General features: G+C 70.4%; 19 protein-coding genes and 4 tRNA genes. 9 read left to right on the top strand and 14 right to left on the bottom strand.

The genetic code is table 11. The features are described from left to right. The first annotated feature begins 320 nt into the window (after positions 1-320). The gene (locus DMP23_RS13870) at positions 321-2432 is read left to right on the top strand and encodes an elongation factor G-like protein EF-G2 (RefSeq protein ID WP_037815636.1); all 2112 of its coding nucleotides are present in this window, start codon (positions 321-323) and stop codon (positions 2430-2432) included. A gap of 166 nt (positions 2433-2598) precedes the next feature. Here DMP23_RS13870 and DMP23_RS13865 read toward each other — a convergent pair whose 3' ends face one another. From DMP23_RS13865 to DMP23_RS13815, 11 genes are all read right to left on the bottom strand, one after another. Further along, positions 2599-3111, bottom strand: coding sequence for an XdhC family protein (locus DMP23_RS13865; protein ID WP_037815635.1), 513 nt, complete (start codon positions 3109-3111; stop codon positions 2599-2601). Between the two features lie 15 nt (positions 3112-3126). Then, a complete protein-coding gene (locus DMP23_RS13860) occupies positions 3127-3612 on the bottom strand; it encodes a hypothetical protein (RefSeq protein WP_037815634.1) in 486 nt (161 codons plus the stop codon). Continuing rightward, positions 3609-4751 (bottom strand): glycosyltransferase family 4 protein, encoded by a 1143-nt coding sequence (locus tag DMP23_RS13855; RefSeq protein ID WP_037815685.1) that lies wholly within the window; start codon positions 4749-4751, stop codon positions 3609-3611. The genes DMP23_RS13860 and DMP23_RS13855 overlap by 4 nt, the downstream gene beginning before the upstream one ends. Before the next feature lie 17 nt (positions 4752-4768). Then, positions 4769-5671: a phosphatidylinositol mannoside acyltransferase gene (locus DMP23_RS13850; RefSeq protein ID WP_037815633.1), complete on the bottom strand. Its 903-nt coding sequence runs from the start codon at positions 5669-5671 to the stop codon at positions 4769-4771. Then, positions 5668-6315, bottom strand: a complete 648-nt coding sequence (gene pgsA / locus DMP23_RS13845) for a phosphatidylinositol phosphate synthase (protein WP_037815631.1) — start codon at positions 6313-6315, stop codon at positions 5668-5670. The genes DMP23_RS13850 and pgsA overlap by 4 nt, the downstream gene beginning before the upstream one ends. Before the next feature lie 100 nt (positions 6316-6415). Further along, positions 6416-6946, bottom strand: coding sequence for a MarR family winged helix-turn-helix transcriptional regulator (locus DMP23_RS13840; protein ID WP_134731363.1), 531 nt, complete (start codon positions 6944-6946; stop codon positions 6416-6418). A gap of 50 nt (positions 6947-6996) precedes the next feature. Beyond that, positions 6997-7539: an HIT family protein gene (locus DMP23_RS13835; RefSeq protein WP_037815627.1), complete on the bottom strand. Its 543-nt coding sequence runs from the start codon at positions 7537-7539 to the stop codon at positions 6997-6999. After that, positions 7536-9581, bottom strand: coding sequence for a threonine--tRNA ligase (thrS, locus tag DMP23_RS13830; RefSeq protein ID WP_337821256.1), 2046 nt, complete (start codon positions 9579-9581; stop codon positions 7536-7538). The genes DMP23_RS13835 and thrS overlap by 4 nt, the downstream gene beginning before the upstream one ends. Before the next feature lie 155 nt (positions 9582-9736). Next, a complete protein-coding gene (locus DMP23_RS13825) occupies positions 9737-10348 on the bottom strand; it encodes a malonic semialdehyde reductase (protein ID WP_037815622.1) in 612 nt (203 codons plus the stop codon). Between the two features lie 155 nt (positions 10349-10503). Continuing rightward, complete coding sequence (locus DMP23_RS13820; RefSeq protein WP_337821255.1) at positions 10504-12153, bottom strand: sugar transferase; 1650 nt, start codon at positions 12151-12153, stop codon at positions 10504-10506. A gap of 647 nt (positions 12154-12800) precedes the next feature. Continuing rightward, positions 12801-13682 carry a nitroreductase/quinone reductase family protein gene (locus tag DMP23_RS13815; RefSeq protein WP_337821254.1) on the bottom strand — a complete coding sequence of 294 codons (882 nt, stop codon included), beginning with the start codon at positions 13680-13682 and terminating at the stop codon, positions 12801-12803. 392 nt (positions 13683-14074) lie between these two features. Between DMP23_RS13815 and DMP23_RS13810 the strand changes: the two genes are divergently transcribed. Both DMP23_RS13810 and DMP23_RS13805 read left to right on the top strand, forming a co-directional pair. After that, a complete protein-coding gene (locus DMP23_RS13810; protein ID WP_337821253.1) occupies positions 14075-14614 on the top strand; it encodes an RNA polymerase sigma factor in 540 nt (179 codons plus the stop codon). Beyond that, the gene (locus DMP23_RS13805; protein ID WP_037815611.1) at positions 14611-14874 is read left to right on the top strand and encodes a hypothetical protein; all 264 of its coding nucleotides are present in this window, start codon (positions 14611-14613) and stop codon (positions 14872-14874) included. The genes DMP23_RS13810 and DMP23_RS13805 overlap by 4 nt, the downstream gene beginning before the upstream one ends. A gap of 128 nt (positions 14875-15002) precedes the next feature. Here the strand turns inward: DMP23_RS13805 and DMP23_RS13800 are convergent. Next, positions 15003-15077, bottom strand: a tRNA-Val gene (locus DMP23_RS13800). Positions 15078-15468: 391 nt separating this feature from the next. Here DMP23_RS13800 and DMP23_RS13795 point away from each other — a divergent pair. The 4 genes from DMP23_RS13795 to DMP23_RS13780 all read left to right on the top strand — a co-directional run bounded on the left by DMP23_RS13795 (position 15469) and on the right by DMP23_RS13780 (position 16264). Next, positions 15469-15894, top strand: coding sequence for an SsgA family sporulation/cell division regulator (locus DMP23_RS13795; protein ID WP_005159130.1), 426 nt, complete (start codon positions 15469-15471; stop codon positions 15892-15894). A 129-nt stretch (positions 15895-16023) separates the two neighbouring features. Further along, positions 16024-16096: transfer RNA gene (locus tag DMP23_RS13790), tRNA-Gly, on the top strand. Positions 16097-16117: 21 nt separating this feature from the next. Beyond that, positions 16118-16188 (top strand) — tRNA-Cys (locus DMP23_RS13785). A 1-nt stretch (position 16189) separates the two neighbouring features. Then, positions 16190-16264, top strand: a tRNA-Val gene (locus DMP23_RS13780). Between the two features lie 62 nt (positions 16265-16326). Here the strand turns inward: DMP23_RS13780 and DMP23_RS13775 are convergent. Continuing rightward, complete coding sequence (locus tag DMP23_RS13775; RefSeq protein ID WP_337821252.1) at positions 16327-17448, bottom strand: Dyp-type peroxidase; 1122 nt, start codon at positions 17446-17448, stop codon at positions 16327-16329. 738 nt (positions 17449-18186) lie between these two features. Here DMP23_RS13775 and DMP23_RS13770 point away from each other — a divergent pair. Then, on the top strand, positions 18187-19503 hold the full coding sequence (locus DMP23_RS13770) for a right-handed parallel beta-helix repeat-containing protein (protein WP_337821251.1): 1317 nt from the start codon (positions 18187-18189) through the stop codon (positions 19501-19503). A gap of 392 nt (positions 19504-19895) precedes the next feature. On the opposite strand, the gene DMP23_RS13765 is transcribed toward DMP23_RS13770, so the two are convergent. Continuing rightward, a complete protein-coding gene (locus tag DMP23_RS13765) occupies positions 19896-20624 on the bottom strand; it encodes a hypothetical protein (RefSeq protein ID WP_337821250.1) in 729 nt (242 codons plus the stop codon). Between the two features lie 228 nt (positions 20625-20852). Here DMP23_RS13765 and DMP23_RS13760 point away from each other — a divergent pair, with 228 nt between their 5' ends. Beyond that, a complete protein-coding gene (locus DMP23_RS13760; protein WP_337821249.1) occupies positions 20853-23276 on the top strand; it encodes an SdrD B-like domain-containing protein in 2424 nt (807 codons plus the stop codon). Positions 23277-23281: the final 5 nt, after the last annotated feature.

The raw sequence follows: 23281 nt of genomic DNA, 5'->3' as shown, positions 1-23281 counted from the left end.
CGTTAATTTATCAACTTCGGCGCATGGGTCCCGATTTCCGGTTCCCGCTTTCCGGGAATTCCGCGTTCCGCCCAAGAATCGCCACTCGCCCACCCCGGCAGCAGTCCGGCGTTCCGGATGAATCCGGCGGCAATGAGCCGGTGAATCCTTTGTAGACAGTGGGATTTCCGCTGTCCACAGTGGACTCGACCGGTCCGGCGCGCCGGGCTCCCTAGATGAGCGAACGGCTGGTCCCGGGCCGTTCGCCTTGCTTCCCGGCGGGTCGCGGGTGTGTGATCGGAGACACAGTTCTTCCATCCGCCGTCGCTGAGGAGGCCGTCATGGCCGACAAGCAGAACAGGAGTGCCGACCCCGGGGCCGCCGTCGCTGTGGACGACCCCGCCAAGGTGCGCAACGTCGTCCTCGTCGGGCCTTCCGGATCCGGGAAGACCACGCTCACCGAGGCACTGCTCGCCGCGTCCGGCACGGTGCCGCGCGCCGGTTCGGTCGTCGAGGGCACCACGGTGTGCGACCACGACCCCGCCGCGGTGCGCCAGCAGCGCTCGGTCGGGCTTTCCGTCGCCCCGGTGCTGCACGCCGGGCACAAAATCAACCTCATCGACACCCCGGGGTACGCCGATTTCGTGGGCGAGCTGCGCGCCGGGCTGCGCGCCGCGGACGCCGCGCTGTTCGTCGTCTGCGCCGCCGAGGGCGTGGACGCCGCCACCGTCGCGGTGTGGGAGGAATGCGCGTCGGTGGGCATGCCGCGCGCCGTCGTCGTGTCCCGGCTCGACCACCACCGCGCCGACCCGCTCGCCGAGATCGCCGCCTGCCAAGCCGCCTTCGGCGCGGGCGTGCTGCCGCTGTACCTTCCGGCGCCGGACGGCCTGGTCGGGCTCGTCACCCAGCGCCGCTACGACTATTCCGCCGGCTACCCGCCGCGCGTGGGCGAGCCGGACCCGGCCGTGGCCGAGGAGTTCGCCGAAGCCCGCAACGAGCTGATCGAGGGCATCATCGCCGAGAGCGAGGACGAGACCCTCATGGACCGCTACCTCGGCGGCGAGGAGATCGCCGAGGACGTGCTGATCGCCGACCTCGAGACGGCCGTCGCGCGAGGTTCGTTCCACCCGGTCATCCCGGTGTGCGCGACCAGCGGGATCGGGCTCGCCGAGGTGCTCGACGGCATCGTGCGCGCCTTCCCCTCGCCGCTGGAGCACACCCCGCCCGGCGTGACCAGCCCCGACGGCGCCGAGCACGCCGCGCTGTCCGCCGATCCGGACGGGCCGCTCGCCGCCGAGGTCGTGCGCACCGCGGTCGACTCGTACGTGGGACGGGTTTCGCTCGTCCGGGTGTTTTCCGGGACGCTGCGGCCGGAGCACCCGGTGCACGTCTCCGGCCACGGCCTCGCCGAACGCGGCCACGAAGACCACGACGCCGACGAACGCGTCGCCCACCTCTACTCGCCGCTCGGCGCGAACCTGCGCGAGGTGCCGTTCTGCGTCGCGGGCGATCTGTGCGCGCTCACCAAAGTGGGGTCCGCCGAAACCGGCGACACGGTGTCGTCGCCGGACGATCCGCTGCTGATCAAACCGTGGCGGATGCCCGAACCGCTGCTGCCGGTCGCCGTCGTCGCGAAGTCCCGCAGCGACGAGGACACGTTGTCCCGCAACCTTTCCCGGCTCGTCGCGGGCGATCCGACCCTGCGCCTGGAACGGAACGCGGAAACCGGGCAGCTCGTGCTGTGGTGCATGGGCGAGGCGCACGCGGAGGTGGTCCTGTCGCGGCTGCGCGCGGGCGGCGCGGACGTCGGCACCGAGCCGGTGCGGATCAGCCTGCGCGCCACGTTCGCGAAACCGGCGCGAGGCCACGGACGGCACGTGAAGCAGTCCGGCGGGCACGGGCAGTTCGCGGTGTGCGACATCGAAGTCGAGCCGCTGCCGCGCGGCGGCGGATTCGAGTTCGTGGACAAGGTGGTCGGCGGCGCGGTGCCGCACCAGTTCATCCCGAGCGTCGAGAAGGGCGTGCGCGCGCAGCTGCAACGCGGCGTCCAGGACGGCTATCCGGTGGTGGACGTGCGCGTGACGCTGACCGACGGGAAGGCGCACAGCGTCGACTCGTCGGACGCGGCGTTCCAGACCGCGGGCGCGCTCGCCCTGCGGGAAGCGGCGGCGGCCAGCCGGATCTCGCTGCTGGAACCGCTGGACACGGTCGAGGTCAGCCTGCCGGACGAACACCTGGGCACGGTGCTGGGCGACCTGTCCTCCCGCCGTGGCCGCGTGCTGGGCACGGAATCCGGCGAAGGCGGGCACACCGTCGTGCACGCCGAGGTGCCCGCGGCGGAACTGCTGCGGTACGCGGTGGATCTGCGCTCGCTGACCTCGGGAACGGCGACGTTCACTCGGCGGCACGCCCGGTTCGAGCCGATGCCGCAGGGAGCCGCCGTCCCCACCTGAGCGCGTCTCGTGCGTGTTGATGCCGGTTAGAACCGGCACCGCCGCTCACGACCTGCCACGAGGCAAGCGCCCCAATGCCACATTGGGTGCATGTGACGCACCGAATGCCACATTGGGTGCGTGGGACGCACCCAATGTGGCATTGGGGCGCATCGCCGCTCGCGAGTCAGAACTCGAACCCGCCCGGCCGCCCGTTGCGGTCCGCCACCAACCCGGCCAGTGTCGCGATCGCGATTTCCGCCGGGGTGCGCGAGCCGATGTTCAGCCCGACCGGCCGGTGCACCCGCGCGATGTCCGGGTCCGCCACGCCCAGCGCGCGCAGGGCTTCCACGTGCGGTCCCGGATGCCGCGGGTTGCCCAGCACGCCCACCCACCGCGTCGGCGTCGCCAGTGCGGCTTGCAGGACCGTCCCGAGTTCCGGGCGGTGGTGGTCGGTCACGACGACGTCCGCGTCCGCTCCCGGAGACGGCGCGGTGGTGCGGACTTCGACGCCTTCCGGGGCATCGCTGGCCCGCGCCTCGTCCGGCTCGAACAGCACGGCGTGGTAGCCCAGATCGGCCGCGTAGCGCAGCAGGTATCGGGCCACCGGCGAGGCGAACACGGCCACCAGGGTCCGTTCGGCGGGCGGTTCTTCGACCTCGCCGTGTGCGACGGCGCAGGCATCGGGTTCGGTCGTCATGCGCCTCAGTCTGCCTCAGAGGTCCGGCTCGGCGAATTCGAAGTACTCCGGCAGCGGCGCGGTCCCGGCGAGCTTGAAGTACCGCACCTTCCGGCGCCGCCGCAGCGCCAGCGTGTCCCGCACGGCGTCGTTGTGCACGCGGCGCGCGATGACGACCCGGTGTTCGGCGTCGGTCAGTTCCTCGGCGAGCACGACCGGCAGCCGGGACCGGTCGATCGGGGCCAGGACCAGCGTCAGTTCGTTCTCCGCGGCCTCGCGGTCCGGCCGCGCGGCAGCCTCGGCGCGAGCGGCCGCGGCGTGCAGATCCGCGCCGTCGTGCAGCACGGCGGCGACGGCTCGGGCTACCACGGCTCGGCGCGCGAGAGCGGCTTCCAGAGCGGCCCAGCCCGCGTCGGTCCGGACGTGCAGGCGGTCGAGCCGGTTCGCGGTCGCTACCAGGAACAACCCGCCGAGCACCACGATCGCGGCCGCCGCCACGAGCAGCCACACCAGCACCGTCACGCGAGCTCCCGCTCCCCCGCCGCGACCAGCCGGGGATCCGCCGCGATGGCCGTCTCGTACACCCGCAGCACCTGCGTGACCACGACTCCCCAGTCGTACGCGGTCACCCGCTCGCCCGCCGCGGCGGCGAGCGACGCGCGGTGCGCCGGGTCGCCCAGGAGTTCGCGCAGGCCGTCGGCCAGGGAGACCGGGTCGCCGGTCGTGGTGAGCATTCCGGCGCGGCCGTCGTCGAGGACGCGGCGGAACGAGTCGAGGCCGCTCGCCAGCACCGCGGTTCCCGCCGCCATCGCCTCGGTGAGGATCATCCCGAAGCTTTCGCCGCCGGTGTTGGGTGCGCAGTAGACGTCCACGCTGCGCAGCGCACGCGCCTTCGTCTCGTCGTCGACCTGGCCCAGCAGCTCGATGTGCGGCCACAGCTGCGGCCCGGCCATCCGCCGCAACTGCTCCGGCTCGCCGCGGCCGACCACGAGCAGCCGCAGGTCCTCGAACTCCGGCAGCAGCCGCCGCGCGGCCTCCAGCAGCACGTCCATGCCCTTGCGCGGTTCGGTGAACCGGCCGACGAACCCGATCGTCCCGCCCGCCCGCGGGTAGCCGTCCAGCGGCAGCGCGCGGGAAAAGAAGTCGACGTCCACGCCGTTCGGGATCTCGACCGCGTCGCCGCCCGCGTGCTCCACCTGCACCCGCCGGGCCAGCGCGGACACCGCGATCCGCGCGGTGATCTTCTCCAGCAGCGGACGCAGCACCGGCTGGAACGCCGCCAGCGTCCGCGAGCGCGTCGTCGCGGTGTGGAAGGTGGCCACGATCGGGCCGTCCGCGACCTTCAGCGCCAGCAGCGACAGGCTCGGCGCGGCCGGTTCGTGCAGGTGCAGCACGTCGAAGCCGTTGTCCCGGATCCAGCGCCGCACCCGGGCGTAGGAAACCGGCCCGAACTGCAGCCGCGCGACCGAGCCGTTGTACGGGATCCCCAGCGCCTTGCCCGCCGGGTGCACGAAATCCGGCAGCTGCGCGTCCTCGTCCGCCGGGGCCAGCACCGACACCCGGTGCCCGCGTTCGAGCAGCGCCTTAGCCAGGTCGATCACGTGCCCCTGGACCCCGCCCGGAACGTCGAACGAGTACGGGCACACGATCCCGATCTTCAACCCGCGCGCCACCCGGGTCAGCTCGCTTCTTCCAGCGCCGTCGCCGCCGCGTCGGCGGGCCAGAACGGCTGCAGCATGTGCCAGTCGGCCGGATGCGCGGCGATGTCGCCGGCGAACACGTCGGCCAGCGCCTGTGTCGCGGCGGGCACCTCGGCCCGCGCGGTGACGCGGATGCGCGGGTGGATCCGGATCTCCCAGCCGTCCTCGGTGAACCAGCAGCCGGTCGGCAGCAGCGCCGCGCCGGTGGTGGCCGCGAGCCGCGCCGGGCCGGGCGGCAGGTGGGTCTGCTCGCCGAAAAACCGCACCGGGATCCCGGACGACGTCAGGTCCCGGTCCCCCAGCAGGACCACCACCTTGTTCTCGCGCAGCCGCCGCAGCAGCAGCCGCATCGCCGCGCTGTCGCCGGTCAGCGGCACGATCTCGAAGCCGAGCGACTCCCGGAACGACACGAACCGGCGGTACAGCGATTCGGGCTTGAGCCGTTCCGCGACCGTGGTGAAGGTGCCCGCGTAGCTCGCGAGCCAGACTCCGGCGATGTCCCAGTTCCCGCTGTGCGGCAGCGTCATCACCGCGCCGTTGCCCTCGGCGAGCGCGGCGTCGATGTTCTCCGCGCCGGTCACCGTCACCTGCTTCGCGACCGCCGCGTGGTCCATCGCCGGGAGCCGGAACGTCTCGAACCAGTACCGCGCGTACGACCGCATCGCGCGCCGCACCAGCTCGTCCAGCTCCGCTTCGCCTGCCTGCGGCACGACGCGCGCGAGATTGGCGCGCAGCTGCCGCACTCCCCCGCCGCCGCGCCGCGCGGCCATGTCGGCGCCGAAGGCGAACGTCGCCGACCCGAACGACTTCGGCACCCGCCGGACGAACCGCCAGCCCGTCGCGTAGCCGAACTCGCTGAGCCGCTGGGACAGTGTGCTCACGGTTGCGCCCCGCCTGCCGATGAGTCGGCCTGTTTCGCCGCGGCCGCCCGCGCCGCGCTCGCCACCGCCGCGGCCCGCTGCAGCAGCGTGACCACCGACAGCACCGCGAGCAGCCACAGCGTGATCTCGACGGTGTAAGGCACGCCCAAGCCGTGCAGCCCGGTGCCGACGAGGGCGATGATGAGCCGCTCCGCGCGTTCCACCAGCCCGCCGTCGGCTTCGAGGCCGGACGCTTCGGCGCGCGCCTTCACGTAGGAAATGACCTGGGCCAGCACGAGGCAGATCAGCGCGGCGGCCGCGGCCCGGTTGTTGTGGTCCTGGACGAAGCACCACCACGCGATCGCGGCGAACAGCGCGCCGTCGACCAGCCGGTCGCAGGTCGCGTCGAGCACCGCGCCGAAGGGCGTGCCGTACCCGCGGGCGCGGGCCATCGCGCCGTCGAGCAGGTCGAGCATGGCGAAGCCCCACACGGTGAACGTGCCCCACAGCAGCATCCCCTGCGGGAAGAACGCCAGCGCGCACGCGACGGCGCCCGCGGTGCCGAGCACGGTCATCGCGTTCGGGGTCAGTCCGGCGCGGACCAGGGCGGCGCCGATCGGGTCCGTCACACGGGAGACCGAGGCACGGGCGAAAATGTTGAGCATCTTCCTCGTCTGTGCACCTGATTCGGGGGCGGGTGGGCGACGAAAGCCTATCGACCCCGCTGTCCGAACCGGACCCGCCCGCCCGCGACCCGCCGGAACGTCAGCCGGATTTCGGCAGTTCGGCGAGCGGCGCGGCCGATTCCGCCGCCTCCTCGGCCTCCCGGACGGCCTGGCACTTGGGCCGCAGCCCGGCCAGGATCGCCTCGGAAATCTCGCCGAGCTGGCGCACCTGCTCGGCGCTCAGCTGGTCGAACAGCGTCTCCCGGACCGCCTCGACGTGCCCGGGTGCGGCCTCCTCCAGCGCGGCGAACCCGGAGTCGGTGAGCACCGCCCACGACCCGCGCTTGTCCGTCGGGCACGACTCGCGCTGGACCCAGCCCTTCGCCTCCAGCCGCGCCACCGCGTGCGACAGCCTGCTGCGCGACGAACCGCGCACCGACGCGAGCTCGCTCATCCGCAGCCGCCGTCCGTCCGCTTCGGACAGCGCGACGAGCACCTCGTAGTACGTGTGCGGCATGCCCGACTCGTGCTGCAGCTGTCCTTCGAGGTGTGCGTGCAGCAGCGAACTGGCCTGGGCGTAGGCGCGCCAGACCCGCTGCTCTTCGTCGGTCAGCCAGCGTGGTTCGGACATATCGTCATCATACGCTGGTTGAGCACTCAATTACCGCCGCGCGACGGGCCTCACCACGCGCCCGCGAGCAGGTCGCGGGTTTCGCCGAGCAGCTGCGGCAGCACCTTCGTGTGCCCGATCACCGGCATGAAGTTCGCGTCGCCGCCCCAGCGCGGCACCAGGTGCTGGTGCAGGTGCGCGGCGATGCCCGCCCCGGCGATCACGCCCTGGTTCATCCCGATGTTGAACCCGTGCGCCGCCGACACCGCCCGGATCACGCCCATCGCGTGCTGGGTGAACTCGGCCAGCTCGCGCGTCTCCTCGGGCGTCAGGTCCGGGTAGTCCGCGACGTGCCGGTACGGGACCACCATCAGGTGCCCTGGGTTGTACGGGTACAGGTTCAGCACCGCGAACACGGTTTCGCCGCGGGCGACGATCAGCGCGCGCTTGTCGTCGCCGAGACCGGGCAGGCGGCAGAACGGGCAGCCGTCGGACTCCTCGCCCTCGGGCTTGTCCTGGCCGCGGATGTAGGCCATCCGGTGCGGGGTCCACAGCCGCTGCAGCGCGTCCGGGACCCCGACCCCGTCCTGTTCGACGAGTTCCGGCTCGGTCACTTCAGGATCTTCTCCACGGCCTCGGCCGACGGCGACGCGTTCTCCCGGCGCTCGACCCACTCGGCGATCGCGTCGACCGCCTGGTCCACCGGGATCCCGTTGATCTGGCCGCCGTCGCGGAACCGGAACGACACCGCGCCCGCCTCCGCGTCCTTCGCGCCGGCCAGCAGCAGGAACGGCACCTTCTGCGTGGTGTGCGTGCGGATCTTCTTCTGCATCCGGTCGTCGCTCGCGTCGACCTCGACGCGGATCCCCTTGGCGCGCAACGCCTTCTCCACGCCGCGCAGGTACTCGACCTGGTCGGCGGTGATCGGGATGGCGACCGTCTGCACCGGCGACAGCCACGCCGGGAACGCGCCCGCGTAGTGCTCGGTCAGCACGCCGAAGAACCGCTCGATCGAGCCGAACAGCGCGCGGTGGATCATGATCGGCCGCTGGCGGCTGCCGTCGGACGCGGTGTACTCGAGGCCGAACCGCTTGTTCTGGTTGAAGTCGAGCTGGATGGTCGACATCTGCCAGGTGCGGCCGATGGCGTCCTTCGCCTGCACCGAGATCTTCGGGCCGTAGAAGGCCGCGCCGCCCGGGTCCGGCACCAGTTCGAGGCCGGAGTCGACGGCGGCCTGGCGCAGCGTCTCGGTGGCCTCCTCCCACTCCCAGTCCTCGCCGATGAACTTGTCCGAGTCGCCCCGGGTGGACAGTTCGAGGTAGAAGTCGGACAGGCCGTAGTCGGCGAGCAGGTCCAGCACGAACTTGAGCAGCGACCGCAGTTCGGACGGCATCTGCTCCTTGGTGCAGTAGATGTGCGAATCGTCCATCGTCAGGCCGCGCACGCGGGTGAGGCCGTGCACGACGCCGGACTTCTCGTAGCGGTAGACGGTGCCGAATTCGAACAGCCGCAGCGGCAGTTCGCGGTAGGACCGCCCGCGCGAGCGGAAGATCAGGTTGTGCATCGGGCAGTTCATGGCCTTGAGGTAGTAGTCCTCTTCCTCGAACTGCACCGGCGGGAACATCGTGTCCGCGTAGTACGGGAGGTGCCCGGAGGTGTGGAACAGGTCGCCCTTGGAGATGTGCGGCGTGTTCACGAACTCGTAGCCGGCTTCCTCGTGGCGGCGGCGCGAGTAGTTCTCCAGCTCGCGGCGGATGATGCCGCCCTTGGGGTGGAACACCGGCAGGCCGGAGCCGATCTCCTCGGGGAAGGAGAACAGGTCCAGCTCCGCGCCGAGCTTGCGGTGGTCGCGGCGCTCCGCCTCGGCGATGCGCTCGAGGTGGGCGTCCTGCGCCTCGGCCGATTCCCACGCGGTGCCGTAGATCCGTTGCAGCTGCGGGTTTTTCTCGTTGCCGCGCCAGTACGCGGCGGCGACCCGGGTGAGCTTGAAGGCCGGGATGAACTTGGTGGTGGGCACGTGCGGGCCGCGGCAGAGGTCGCTCCACACGCGTTCCTTGGTGCGCGGGTCGAGGTTGTCGTAGATGGTCAGCTCGCCAGAGGAGGAACTGTCCACCTCCATGACCTCGCTGGTGTCCACAGCGTCCACATCGGACTTGAGGTCCACCAGCTCGAGCTTGAACGGCTCGTTCTTCAGTTCTTCCTTGGCCTCGTCGGTGGAGGCGAACACGCGGCGCGAGAACTGCTGCGCGCCCTTGACGATCTGCTTCATCCGCTTCTCGAGCTTCTGCAGATCCTCGGGCGTGAACGGCTTTTCGACGGCGAAATCGTAGTAGAAGCCGTCGCGCACCGGCGGGCCGATGCCGAGCTTGGCGTCCGGGAATTCCTGCTGCACGGCCTGGGCGAGCACGTGCGCGGCGGAGTGCCGGATCACGCTGCGGCCGTCCTCGGTGTTCGCCGCGACGGCCTCGACCTGGGCTTCGGCGTCCGGCGCCCACGCAAGGTCGCGCAGCTTCCCGTCGGCGTCGCGGACGACGACGATCGTGTCCGGGCCCTTGGTGGGCAGCCCGGCTTCGCGCACCGCGGCGCCCGCCGTAGTGCCCGCCGGCACCACCACGCGCGGGGCGGGTACGGCGGCAGCTGACGACGGTTGGGACACGATCGGACTCCTTTGGGAGATGTGACTGAAACGGCTTCCGCTGATGCTAGCCGTCGGCGGGTTCGCCGATTCGACCGCCGTCAGCCAACACTGCCCCCGGACGCCGAAAGGCCGCCCCGGGCGTGCGGGGCGGCCTCCCGGCGGCGCGGGAAGGGTCAGAGAGTGTCGACGACCTGGTCGAAGTCGAGCCGCGGCAGGCGGTCGAACCACGGGTTCTCGCCCGGCTTGCCGATGTTCACCGCGACGAGCGAACGCCAGTTGTTGCCGGAGAAGAACTCCTTGTCGACGCCCGCGGCGTCGAAGCCGGTCATCGGGCCCGCGGCCAGTCCGGCGGCGCGCACGCCGATGATGAAGTAGCCGACCTGCAGCAGCGAGTTCAGCTTGGAGAACTCGACGCGGCCCGCCTCGTCGGCGAAGTTGTCCTTCACGCCGGGGTTGTGCGGGAAGGTCTGCGGGATGTTCTCGTGGAAGTCGACGTCCGCGGCCAGGATCACGGTCAGCGGCGCGGCCTCGGTCTTGGCGCGGTTGCCCTCGGCCATGTGCGGCAGCAGGCGCTGCTTGGCCTCGTCGCTGCGGATCACCAGCGCGCGCAGCGGCTGGGTGTTCATCGAGGTCGGGGCCCACTTGACGAGGTCGTAGATCGCGCGGACCTGCTCGTCGGTCACCGGCTCCGAGCTGAAGCTGTTGGCCGTGCGCGCCTCGCGGAACAGCAGGTCCTGCACCTCGGCGGGCACCTGCAGCTGCTGGGACTCTGCGAAAGTAGTCATCGGTTCGGCGTTCCTTCCGTGCTGTCGCCTACGCACGGCACCAACCTGGTTGAACGCTTGACTATTTCGCTCACGGCCCCGTTGTGACTCAGCGCACAGGAAGGCCGCCGGTCCGTTACGGGACCGGCGGCCGCGGGCGGAACGATCTTCGCAGGTCAGTAGGCGCCCTGCCCGGCGAGGACCGCGCGGAAGGTCTTCCAGAGGATCACCAGGTCCAGCGCCAGCGACCAGTCCTCGACGTAGCGCAGGTCGAGCCGGATGCTCTCGTCCCAGGAAAGATCGCTGCGCCCGCTCACCTGCCACAGCCCGGTCAGCCCCGGCTTCACCAGCAGCCTGCGGCGCGCGGCCGGAGCGTACGTCGCCGTCTCCTCCGGCAGCGGCGGCCGGGGCCCGACCAGCGACATCCGCCCGGAGACGACGTTGAACAGCTGCGGCAGTTCGTCGAGCGAGTACCGGCGCAGCAGCCCGCCAACCTTGGTGACCCGCGGGTCCTTCTTCATTTTGAAGAGCGGCCCCGCGCCTTCGTTCGCGTTCTCCAGGTCGCGCCGGATCAAGTGGGCGTTCACGACCATGGTGCGGAATTTGAGCATGGTGAACGCTTCGCCGTCCTTGCCGATGCGCCGCTGCCGGTAGACCACCGGACCGCGGTCGCCCGCCTTCACCGCTACCGCGATCGCCAGCAGCACCGGGGAGAACAGCGCCAGCAGCAAGGTCGCGCCGCAGCGGTCGACGACCTCTTTGACCAACCGGCGCCCGCCGGTGAACGCGGGCGCGGTCACCCGAAGCAGCGGCATGCCCAGGACTCCGCTGACGTTCAGCCGCGGCCCGGCGACCTCCATCAGCACCGGCGCGACGACCATTTCCGACGAGGTGCCTTCCAGATCCCAGGCGAGTCGCTGCAGCCGCTCGGGATTCCAGTACTGGTCGGCCGTGATGGCGACGACCCGGTACCCGCCGCGGCGCACGTGCCGGGACAGCTCCTCCAGCCGCCCGACGACCGGAACCCCGTCGATCTCCCCGTGCCCGGTGGACGTGCAGACCGCCTCGACCCGCCATCCGACGTGCGCTTCGGTCCGCGTCCGCTTGATCAGGTCCGCGACCGTTTCCGCGCTGCCCGCCGCCATGACCGGCAGCAGGCACAGCCCGCGCCGCCGTCTCCGGTGCAGGATCTGACGGAGCACGTATCGCTGGGGAAACAGCACTAATGCGACTGCGGGAACTACGAAAAACACCCAGGGCTGCACTTCGAGCGCGCCGAACAGCAGTCCGCCGAACGCGACCAAGACCGCCGCAGTGATCAGCGCCCGACCCAGCGTGCGGTACTCCTCGGGGCCCTCCCCCAGCACCCGGGCGCTCCAGGCCCGGCTGGCCGGAAGGGCGCAGAGGATCGCGAACGCGGTGCCGAACGCGTGCATGTCGTGCGGTGCGAGGCGGTCGATGACGAAGGCGCTGATCGCGATCACCACGCACGCCGCGACGAGATCCGAAGCGATGACCGTCCTGCGGTAACGCTTCTCCCACTCCGCGGCGTGCGTTTTCGGCGGATCGCCTTCTTCCGGCGAGGACGCCGGGACGGGATCGAGCCGGTCTTCCGCGGCGGGATCCACGCGGTCCTCGGCGGCGGGGTCGAGCCGGTGCTTGCCGACGGGCTCCAGCCGGTGCTCGGCGGCGGAGTCGAGCCGGTCTTCCGCGGCCCGGCCGGGCGGCGGCACCGCCACGTCGACCGGCGGCGCGGGAACCGCCCTGAGGTCGACCCGCGGCAGCCCGACGCTGTCCGCGGGCCATGACCGCACCGGTTCTTCCATCAGTCCTCCCGCGCTGCGCAAGCTCCCCGGACCTGATCGCCACCGGCACGCTGAGTCAGGGCCGATGATCACAATCGGTGATCACGAGACGGTCCGGCTCCACGTCGCCGAAGGTGTGACACTCGCCAAGGTATCGGGTGGTCAGCGAGCGGTGTTACAGAGATTTTCCAGCCACGGCCTGCGAGTCTTTCCTGTCAGGAAGCACCGGGAAGATAACGGGGATGTCACGATGGGTCACGCTCACCCGGCAACGGAAATTACCCGCTGTAGTCAAGTTTCCCACTACCTACACCGAACGGCCCAGCGAGCCCGCAGCCGAATCAGCTCCCCCGCGCGGGTCATCACCCGAGCATGCGCCCGGCCCCAACCGCCGTTCGGGCACAAGCTCTCCGCCGACCCGCCGATTTCCCTTGCCCGCAGCGCAATCCGCTCCGGAATGCGGAGGGCCGCCCGGTTTGCGGCCATTCGGCTGGTCTGAACCATCCGGGGATGCCGTCCGCCTGCCGGGCCGGGCGTCCGCCGCACATTTTTCCCGGACTGCCGCCGTGTTCTCACCGCGATCAAGTCCACACTGGACACCCGGCCGAGTCCTGGCTCACTCCCTCCGAAGCGAAGAGCGCCCCCTCCCGGAATGAAGCTGCCTCGGCTCAGGCAGTCGGCGGTGCGGCAGCCGTGGCGTTGAGCGCAGTCACCACCGCTTGCTCCTCGAACTCGAAGTGCGCCTCCAACTCACCAGCGAGCCGCTCCAACTCCGCACGCAGCCGCACCGGGTCCGATTCACCGGGGACGAAGCTCTCGACCAGTTCCCGGATCGAGTCCTGCAGGCGCGCGACCACCTGATGCTGCTCCGCGAGCTGCGCGATCACCGGAGCGAGCGCGGGGAACTGCTCGGCCAGCGCAGGGAACACCACGGAGTCCTCGCCGACGTGATGCCTGCGCAGCGCGGTGCAGAAGCTGAGGCAGTGGGTCCGCATCTCCTGCGCCAGGTCCGGCTCCGGCCGGACGATCGCCGTCGCGCGGCCGTTGGCCAGGTCGTCCGCCTGCGCGCGCAACGCCCGCAACTCCGCGCGAAACCATTGGTGCACTTCGATGAGCCAATCGCCCATTCCTTTGACGCGCTCGTCGATCCGATGCACAACAACCACCGGAATTTCCCGGGTCGTCTTCGCCTGGTAATCGCCGTAACCCGGAGCCTCGGCGATTACCTGCGCGAAAAGCTTCTCGTACGCGGCACCTTGCGGAATGGCCGCCATCGCCTGGTAGGTCTCGCCGCCCACCTCGACGGTCACCAGCGGGTTCCGGCGGATGTTGTGGTACCAGCCGGGATGGCGGTCCGCGCCGTTCGCCGAGGCTACGACCACTCCGTTTCCCTCGATCTCCAGGTAGCCGAGGAGCACCTCGCGGGGCAGGCCGGTCCGTGCGCCGGTCGTCGTCAGCACGGCCAGCGACCAGCCTTCGAACATGCCGCCGAGTGCGCCGCGGTTCGCCCGGAACTCGGCGATCAGCCGGCGGTGAAAATCGTTGCTCACACAATTCCTTTCGGATTTTCGGAAAGGAGGAGTCGAGCACAGGAAAAGGGCATGCGAAAAGACCCCGCAGGCACAAGGCATGGCGCAGCGATCCGGTCGACGGATCCGCGGAACTGCGAGAGACGGAGAGCCCGATCTCTGTGCTGGCTGGTTAGCCGCTACCTCCATGCGTAGGCCCATACGGGGCGCACGGCTAAATTAGCACAGCTTCCGAACCTCGTGCGGCGAAGGCCGAATCCTTTCGCCGGGCCGGTCGCTCTTATGGACGTGCGGCCACGAGGCCGGCACGAACGAAGGAGGCTCGATGACCCTGATCATTGTCGCGGCGGCAGTCGTGGCGGTCCTGGTGTGCAGTTGCGTGGTTTTCCTGCGAGCGCGCGGAAGGTCGAAGCGTGGCTGAGCCCTGGTCGGCAGAGCAGCTCGTGACGGCGGCGCAGCGCGGCGACGAGGCGTCGATCGCCGTGCTGGCGTCCGGCGCGTACCCGCACGTGCGGCGGTTCGCGTTCTCGTTGTGCGCGAGCAGCCAGGACGCCGAGGACGCGGCGCAGGAGGCGATGATCGTCCTGTTCCGCAAGATCGGAACGCTGCGGGCGACGGCCGCGCTCGCGTCGTGGATGTTCCGCATCGTGCGCAACGAATGCCTGCGGCGGGCGCGGGCTTTGGTGCAGCGCGACGAGCCGGTCCCGGAAGCAGCCGGCCCGTCCGCCGAGGAAGACGTGCTGAGCAGGCTCGAGGTCGAACGCCTGTCCGCCGCCGTCGCCGCGCTGCCCGCCGATCAGCGCGGCGTGCTGATCATGCGCGACATCCAGGGCCTGCCGGGAAAGACCGTCGCCAAGTCGCTCGGCCTGAGCACGGCGGCGATGAAGTCGCGCCTGCACCGTGCCCGCACCGCCGTGCGCGCCCGCCTGGATCTCCCGGAGGAAGACCGATGAGCACCCGACCGTCGTTCGCGAGCAAGTCCCTGCCCGTCCATCTCGCCCGCGGGGCGATCGGATTCGGCCTGATCGCCGCGTCGATCGCGCTGGCCCCGGTCCTCGGATGGGCGAGCGTGCTGTTCCTGCCCGCGGGCGTGCTGGCCCTGCGCGGATGTCCGACGTGCTGGGCGATCGGGCTGGCGCAGACCCTCTCGCGGGGCCGCCTGGAACGGACGTGCGCCGACGGGCAGTGCCGGATCTCGACGAGAGGTTCCTGAACTGGCTGGCCCCCACCGTCCTCTCGCGTGCACGCCATGCGCGACGTGCCGGCACGGACGGGAGCGGCCAGCCCTGGAGACGCCGATGGCCTGCCGGCGAAGATCGCCGGCAGGCCATCGGATGCTGCTGGTGGGCGATACTGGGATCGAACCAGTGACCTCTTCGGTGTGAACGAAGCGCTCTCCCGCTGAGCTAATCGCCCGCTCGCGGTGCGGATTCAGCCTACCCCACGACTTTCGGGGGCCTGCAAACGGGTGGTTTGATCCGACTACAGCGCGTCTGCCAGCGAATACCGTCCGAACAATCCCGAGCTAACCAAGGCCTTGCCCGGGCGGGGGCGCGTGCGGGCGTCCGCGACATCCGTGCGACGGTGCTATCGCACAGCGGCCGAACCGCGCAAGATGTACTGGTGGCTCCCCACCGGGCGCCCGCTGAAGGCTGCGCGGCACGGACGGCGACGGACCGGACGGACCTCGGGGCAGACGGTCTCGAACGGGTGATCTCGAGCGCACTCGCGACGGATCCGGGCTCCTGGTGCGTCTCACCGTTGTCCTCGGTCGTCCGGGCCGGGAAGGGAGACGAAGGGTAGGACGATGCGCAACGATCACGTGACGCTCCGCTCGACGGCGGTCTTCGACCTGCTGGCGCCGCGGACCCCGGCGGTTCCGGTGAAGGTGGAGCTGCGCTACGACACCCGCGACCCCTATGCCGTCGTCGCCGCCTTCCGCACCGGGCGGGCCGGCTGGGTCGAATGGGTCTACGCGCGCGACCTGCTCGCCGACGGCCTCCTCGCCGACGCGGGCGACGGGGACGTCCGCATCCGGCCCTCGGTGGAGGACCCGGAGTCGGTCCTGATCGAGCTGAACTCGCCGTCCGGGCACGCCATGTTCGAGGCGTCCGCGCAGGAGCTGGCCGATTTCCTCGACCGCACGTACGACGTCGTGCTGCCGGGCAACGAGCACCTGTGGGTCGACGTCGACGACGCGCTCACCCACCTGATCCCGAACGATCTGGCCTGATCACCGGCCCGCGAGCGGGCCAACAACCCCCCGGTGCCAGGACGGTTGCCGGGGTCCGATATGGTTTCTTCACACCACGGCGACGGGGTGCGGACCGGAATACCGGCACCGCCTCGGACCCGAGGTAGTGCGGACGTAGCGCAGCTGGTAGCGCATCACCTTGCCAAGGTGAGGGTCGCGGGTTCGAATCCCGTCGTCCGCTCGGAGGGCTCAAGCCCCATGCGGTGGAGTGGCCGAGAGGCGAGGCAACGGCCTGCAAAGCCGTGTACACGGGTTCGAATCCCGTCTCCACCTCGCGCGATTAGCTCAGCGGGAGAGCGCTTCCCTGACACGGAAGAGGTCACTGGTTCAATCCCAGTATCGCGCACCAGCGTTGTCCGGAAGCCCTGCCTTCTCCTCGGAGAGGCAGGGCTTTTCCGTGTCCTCCGTGCTTCACGCCGGGAACAAGGTCGAACCCAGCGGCCGGTGTTCGTCGAAGCCGGGAAGGACCAGGAAGGCCCCGCTCGCGGTGGTGGTCGTGAACGGCAGCAGCTCGTCCGCCGCCTCCATGCTCGCCAGCGTGGCGGTGAACGTGTGCAGATCGTTCTGGAAGCTCACGAACAGCAGGCCGGGCGCCGGCGCGTCCATGCTGTAACTGCGGCGCAGCATGAGCCCCGCGCCCACGACGTTCGCGTGCGCCCGGCGGATATGAGCGCCGGCGGGGACGAGATAACGGCCGTCCGGCGTTTTCGCGCCCAGCTCCGGCCCGTCCCCGATGGCCCCGCCCGACAGCGGAACCCCGGTGTCCCTCCGGCGGCCGAACACGGCTTCCTGCTCCGCGACCGGCAAGGCCGCGAACCGCGCCACGTCGAGCACCATCCGCCGGACGACCGCGATCGTGCCGCCCGCCACCGGCGCCGGTCCGGCGATCCACAGATCCCGCTGCTGCTCGGCCGGCGTACGCGGGCCGACGATCCCGTCGACAAACCCCAAGACGTTCCTCGGCGCAGTCTGCCCGTCCGAGACCGGGATGTGCGGTCCGCGCGCTCCGGATTGCCGCCAACGCTCACGCACGCCCGGCGTCGCCAGAAGCGCAGCCGCGACGATCGGCGGGACCAGCGGGTCGCTGGCGCAGATCTGAAGCAGCAAATCCCCGCCGCGGTCGGCCGGAGCAATCTCCTCGCGGGCGGCCGGAGGGAGGTCTTGCGCGCCCGGCAGATGCGGATCCACGGCCCGGACCAGCCTGGGCCCGACGCCGACCGTCACGGTCAGATCGCCCGTGGGCAAGCCCAGCAGCCGCTCGTCCTTCCCCGCGGTCGCAGCCAGGATCTGCCGCCCCAATCCGGCGAGAAGTGGTCCTGGCGCAACGGAAACCTCCGCACTGACGACCAAAAGATGCGATTGCGGCTGCTGCGGCGCGATGATCCCGGCTTGATGCGCCCCAGTGGGCACAATCGGACCGGGCCGGTTCTCGCCGTCGGACACGGGAGCCGCATGACACCCGGCGGCGAGTCCGGCGGTCACGGCCGCCCCGAGAAAAGCCCGCCGGGAAGGGCGACGCTCAGCGGAATTCACGACGGGCAGCGTGACAGATCCCGGTGCGGCAGGCGAATTCGGCTCGGCAAACGGGTGTTAGATCCGGAGTGTGGCTAGGTGGCGCACCGCTCGCGACCCGTGACGCGAGCCCCGGCCGACTCCGCTACCCCGACACGAACCGCATGCCGCTGCTGCATCAACGGCGGGAACCATGCGAGTCCGGCAGTGCGGCACCCGCCCCAACTCGCAACCCCCGACCCCGCAACCACTCCCGTCCCGCACGCGCCGCAACTCTGGCAGCACAGCCGCACTCCCGCACCCGACCGCCGACCCCCACCACTCCCTCCCCCGCCCCGAGAATCGCGCACCACTCCCGCACTCAACCGCCCCCCGTCTCCGGTCCCAGCACGCCGCGACTCCGGCAGCACGCCGCGCTCAACCGCCAACCCCCAGCACCCCCGCGACTCCGGCAGCACGCCGCGCTCAACCGCCAACCCCCAGCACCCCCGCGAATCCCGCGGCACCCGGCGCTCAACCGACGACCTCATCGCCAGTCCCCCACCACCCGCGACCTCGCCAACGCACCATCCGTTCCCGCGCTCAACTGCCGCCCCCTCATCACGCCCGTCTCCGCATTTCCCGCGACTCCGGCCGAACAACACCCGGCCGCCAACCCATCCCACTCCCCCGCGCAGCACAACCCCAACCAAGCGCCCGACCGCCAACCCGGCTGACAATCACCCCAACGGAAACCGGCGGTCATGCCAGACTGGGCGCATGCGTTTTCTCGCCATGGTGGCGATCCTGGGGCTGTCCGCCGCACTGGTCAGCGGTTGTGGTTCTTCCTCCGCCGAAGGGCACCGGCCGGACGGGGCGGGTGTCACGATCCGCGTTCCGGCCGACGCGCCGACCATTTCCGCCGCGGTTTCCCTGGCTCAGACGGGAGATCTCGTGCTCGTCGCGCCCGGCGAGTACCACGAAACGGTGAAGATCACGACGCCAAGGGTCACGCTGCGCGGCGAAGTGCGGGAGAAAGTGGTCGTCGACGGGCAGCTGAAGCGGGACAACGGCGTCGTCGTGTCCGCGCCGGGCGTCGCCGTCGAGAATCTGACCGTCCGGAATCATACGCAGAACGGCGTGCTCGTGACCGGTTCGGTCAAAGCCGCCGACGGGCTGCCGGGGCACGGCGGCGGGTACGACACCGGGGACGAGCCGATCCGTTTCCTCAGTTCGTTCCTGGTCTCGCACGTCACCGCCACCCGCAACGGGCTCTACGGAATCTATGCGTTTTCCGCGCAGAACGGAGTGATCGAGCAGTCCTACGCGTCCGGCGGCGCTGATTCCGGAATGTATGTCGGCCAATGCAAACCGTGCCGGACGGTCGTGCGGGACAACGTCGCGGAGCTCAACGCGGTCGGGTACGAGGGCACCAACGCCAGCGGCGAGATGTACGTCGTCGGGAATCGGTTCAGCGGGAATCGCGTCGGGGCCACCAGCAACTCCGATCACCAGGAGAAGCTGTTGCCGCAGCAGGATTCCGTGCTCGCGGGCAACCTCGTCGCGGCCAACGGGCAGGCGGCGACGCCGGAGCAGGCCGACGGCGGCTGGGGCATCGGGATCGGCATCGACGGCGGCAGCGGCAACCAGGTGCTGCGCAACCGGATCGCCGGAAACCCGAACGCCGGGGTCGTCCTCACCGCGACCCAGGACATTCCGCCGAACGGCAACCGGATCGTCGGCGACGTCTTCGCGGCGAACGGCCTCGACGTCGGCTGGACGTTCCCCGGCGCGACCAAGGGCAGCGGAAACTGCGTTGATTCCGGACCGCTGCACACGATTCCGGAGGGACTGCCGACCAGCGCCGCTTGTCCCGCGGCCGCTGCCTCGCCCTCGGGAATGTGGACGAGGGCCAAACCGCCCGCGGGAATTCCGTTCACCGAGGTCGCGGTGCCGCCGTTGCAGCCGCAGTTTCCGGACGCGCGCACGGCCGGGCCCACGGTCGTCCCGGCAGTGCCGGAGTTTCCGGACGTCGCGAAAATCCAAGCACCGGCGGCGTCGTTGCTGGCAGACCGCGCGTCCGTGACCGCCGCTTAAGGACTCGCCCGGGCCGCGGCAGCACCGGGCTCGCAGGAAACGTCACCGAACAGACAGCACCGCGGCGGCAGACCGCGCATCCATGACCGCCGCTTAACGACGCGCCGCCCCGCGACAACACCGCACTCGACGAAAACAGGACCGCGCTGGCCGACCGCACATCCGCCACCGCCACTCAACTACGAGCCCGGCCCCCGACAGCACCAGGCTCAAAGAAAACCCCACCGAACAGACGGCACCGCGGCGGCAGACCGCGCATCCATGACCGCCGTTTAACGACGCGCGCCCGCGCCGTACTCGACGAAACAGCACCGCGCTGGCAGACCGCGCATCCGTCACCGCCGCTCAAGGACGAGGCACAACCCGCGACAACACCGCGCTCGAAGAAAACATCACCGCACAGGCGGCACCGCAGTGAATTCGTGTGTGTCGAAGGAAATGACGACCGGATCCGTTTCTCCCGGGATCGCGGCCTGCACCCGGTACATGACGCCGTCCGCGTCGAGCCAGTACCGGACTTTTCCCGCGCTGCCGGGGCGGTCGCGCGAATCCGGGCCGGTGAAGACGTCTACCGGATGTCCGTTCACCTGATCGGCCGCTACCCATTCGGCACCGTTCTGCGGCAGCAATTGCGCGTTGTCCGGCCGGTCGCTGCCGAGGCCGAGAAGAATCGCCAATGCGCGGTCGAGTGCGCCCGCGGACGGATTGAGCGGGCGGCCGAACCAGCCGTCCGCAGGCGGTTTCCCGGGAGGGAAATCCGGGACGGCAGCCAGCGGGCGGAGTTCGATCCGGCTGGCGGTCCACCGGATCAGACCATTGCCGGAGTCGTTGCACCCCTTGCCTTTCAGCACTCCGTAACCGGACTTCGCGCGGTAATCGGCCGAACCGGTGATCGCGAGTTCGCCCGCCGCGCCGGGGACACTGATCGTCACCGCGCGGCCTTGTTTCTGGTAATTGCGGAATCGCGCGATCGCGAGCCGGCTCGCCTCGTCCGCGGTGACCGCGCGCGGGCCGGAATCCGGGGAAACCGCGGCGGCATACCAGAATATTCCCGCGCCGAGCGCGACTGTCACTGCCGCGGCGACGACGATCCACCGGCGCGCGATCCGTTTTCCCAGCACAGCGAGTGACCGTAGCAGGGTTTTCGATTCACCCGGTCCGTGTGTCCCGGTGCCGTACCCGGACTGACCGTTTTCTGGTTCACTGTTACAGCTTTGCGCCACGCCGCGCGAATATTCCGCGCAGAGAACGGAGATCCCGCAGTCATGACCCGAGGTGGCAGAAGACCGAGTGGCAGATTCAGGCTGGCGCGCGCCGCCGCCGCTGTCTTAATGCTGGGCGGCAGCACGATGACGGTGACCACCGGCGCCGCCGCTGCCGCCGAGGACGGCACCTTGACCGTCCAGGTGCTCCGCGATTTCTTCGGCACCGGCATCGTCAACGCCGCCATGGACACCCCGCAGCCGGGCATGTCCGTGCTGGTCACCGACTCCGCCGGGCATCAGGTGCGCGGCCGCACCGACGCGGCGGGCAAGGTCGTGGTGGACCCGGCCGCCCCGCTCGCCGGCGGCCGGTACCGCGTCGACGTTTCCGTTCCGGATCCGTATCGCGCGTATTTGCGCGCCGCGCCCGCGTCGACGGAGAAAAACCACTTCGACAGTTTCACGACGTTCGTGGATCTGCGGGAAGGCAAAGACGTTTCGGTGATCACCGCCGTCTGGAACCCGGCCGACCACACTCCGCCCGACGCCCGCTATTACGTTCCGGTGCAAAGCCCGGCGGTAAACAGCAACGGCAGCGCGCCCGATCCGAACAGCCGCGCGCTGGTCGCTTTCGACCGCAGTCTCCGCGGCACCTGCCCGGCCGACTCGGCCTGCCCGACCGTGCTGAACACCCAGGCCCAGGTCGGCACCACCTGGGGCTTGGCGTACGACAAATACCGCGACCGCATTTTCCAGGCGGCGTTCGCGAAACGCTTCACCACCTACGGCCCCGAAGGCGGCGGCGCTATTTACACCACGCCGCTCGGCGGCGGCGCGCCCACGTTGTTCGCGAAAGTGCCGGATGCCGAGGTCACCGCGCACGGCAAGGTCGACATGCTCAAGGATCAGCACTTCGTGGACGTCCCCGGAAAGGAAAGCCTCGGCGGGATCGCGCTCACCGAGGACGGCAAAACGCTGTACGCGGTGAGCCTGGCGACCCGGAGCCTGCTCAGTTTCGACGCGACCGGAGCCACCGCGAAACCGGGCAAGACCGTCCCGATCCCGGCTCCGGATTGTGCCGTGCCCAACGACTGGCGGCCGTTCGCGGTCGCCGCGCACGACGCGAAACTGTACGTCGGCGGCGTCTGCTCGGCGGAGAGCACGAAGCGGCGCGAGGATTTGAAGGCCGTGGTCTACACCTACGACGGCGCGAAATTCACCCCCGTGCTCACCCACGGACTCGACTACCGGCGCGGCTACGTCATCACGGTCCCGGACCCGGACGACAGCATGGACCACTGGAACCCCTGGGACACCTCGTTCTCCTCGTGGGACAAGTTCATCCGGAAGGGCGCGGGGATCAACCCGCAGCCGGAACTGGCGAGCCTGGCGTTCACCCGCGACGGCTCGATGATCCTCGGCTTCCGCGACCGGTTCATGGACGTCTTCGGCTCCGGCAAAGACCCGCGGCCCACCGACGACACGGTCCGGACCGGGATGTCCGGCGGCGACATCACCATGGCGTGCGCGGCGCCCGGCGGCGGCTACGACTGGGAAGGCACCGGGGCCTGCCCGAACCACGGCAAGCCCGAGACGAACGGCCACGAACCGCCCGGCGTCGTCGAGTACTTCCCCGGCGACTTCTACGATCCGAGCCGGTCCGGCAACGGCGTGCACCAGGAGTCCTCGCAGGGGTCGGTCGCCTACATCCCGCAGCAGCAATGGGTGATCAGCACCCAGATGGACCCGGCGCAGTACGTCAGCTCCGACGGCGTCGGCTACTACGACGTCGACTCCGGCATCGGGCCGGGGCAGGACAATCCGAAGCACGGGTACGCGTTCGTGGGCCCGGCGAACAGCTTCGGCAAGGCGGGCGGCCTCGGCGACATCGCCTACCAGGCGGCGAACGCGCCGATCCAGATCGGCAACCTCGTGTGGTTCGACGGCGACCACAACGGCGTCCAGGACCCGAACCGCACCGACGAGGTCCCGCTCGCCAAGGCGACGGTGAACCTTCTCGACGCCGACGGCGCGAAGGTCGCCAGCACCCGGACCGACAAGGCGGGCGAGTACTACTTCGGCGGCGTCGGCGCGGAATACCAGCTGAAGCCCGGCGAGAAGTACACCGTGCAGTTCGACGTCTGCACCGCGGCGACGGACAACGTGCCCGGGACGCCGCCGGCGACCGATCTGCGGTTCACGCTCCCGACCGCCGGACCGGACCGGGCGCACGATTCGAACGTCGTGCCGCCGAAGTCCGGACCGCTCTGCAACGGCTACGCGCCGGTGACCGCTCCCGCCGAGGCGGGCGGGGTCGACCACACCATCGACGCCGGTGTCTACCTTCCGTTGCCGCCGGGTCCGCCCACGTCGTCGGCGCCGCCGGGCACGAGCCCGAACCCGGCTCCCCCGGCGGCCCATCCGCCCGCCTCGGACGCGACGGACACGGATTCGCTGGCCTCGACCGGGATTCCGCTCCTGCCGATGCTGCTGATCCTCGGCGGGGCGCTCGTCGCCGGAGGCACGGCCTTCCTGGTGGCGGCACGCAGAAAGCGGTTCAGGCGGCAGTGACCGCG

This window comes from Amycolatopsis sp. A1MSW2902, from assembly GCF_017312175.1.
In the GTDB taxonomy this organism is placed as follows: domain Bacteria; phylum Actinomycetota; class Actinomycetes; order Mycobacteriales; family Pseudonocardiaceae; genus Amycolatopsis; species Amycolatopsis nivea.
This window is presented reverse-complemented; position numbering and strand designations above follow the sequence as displayed.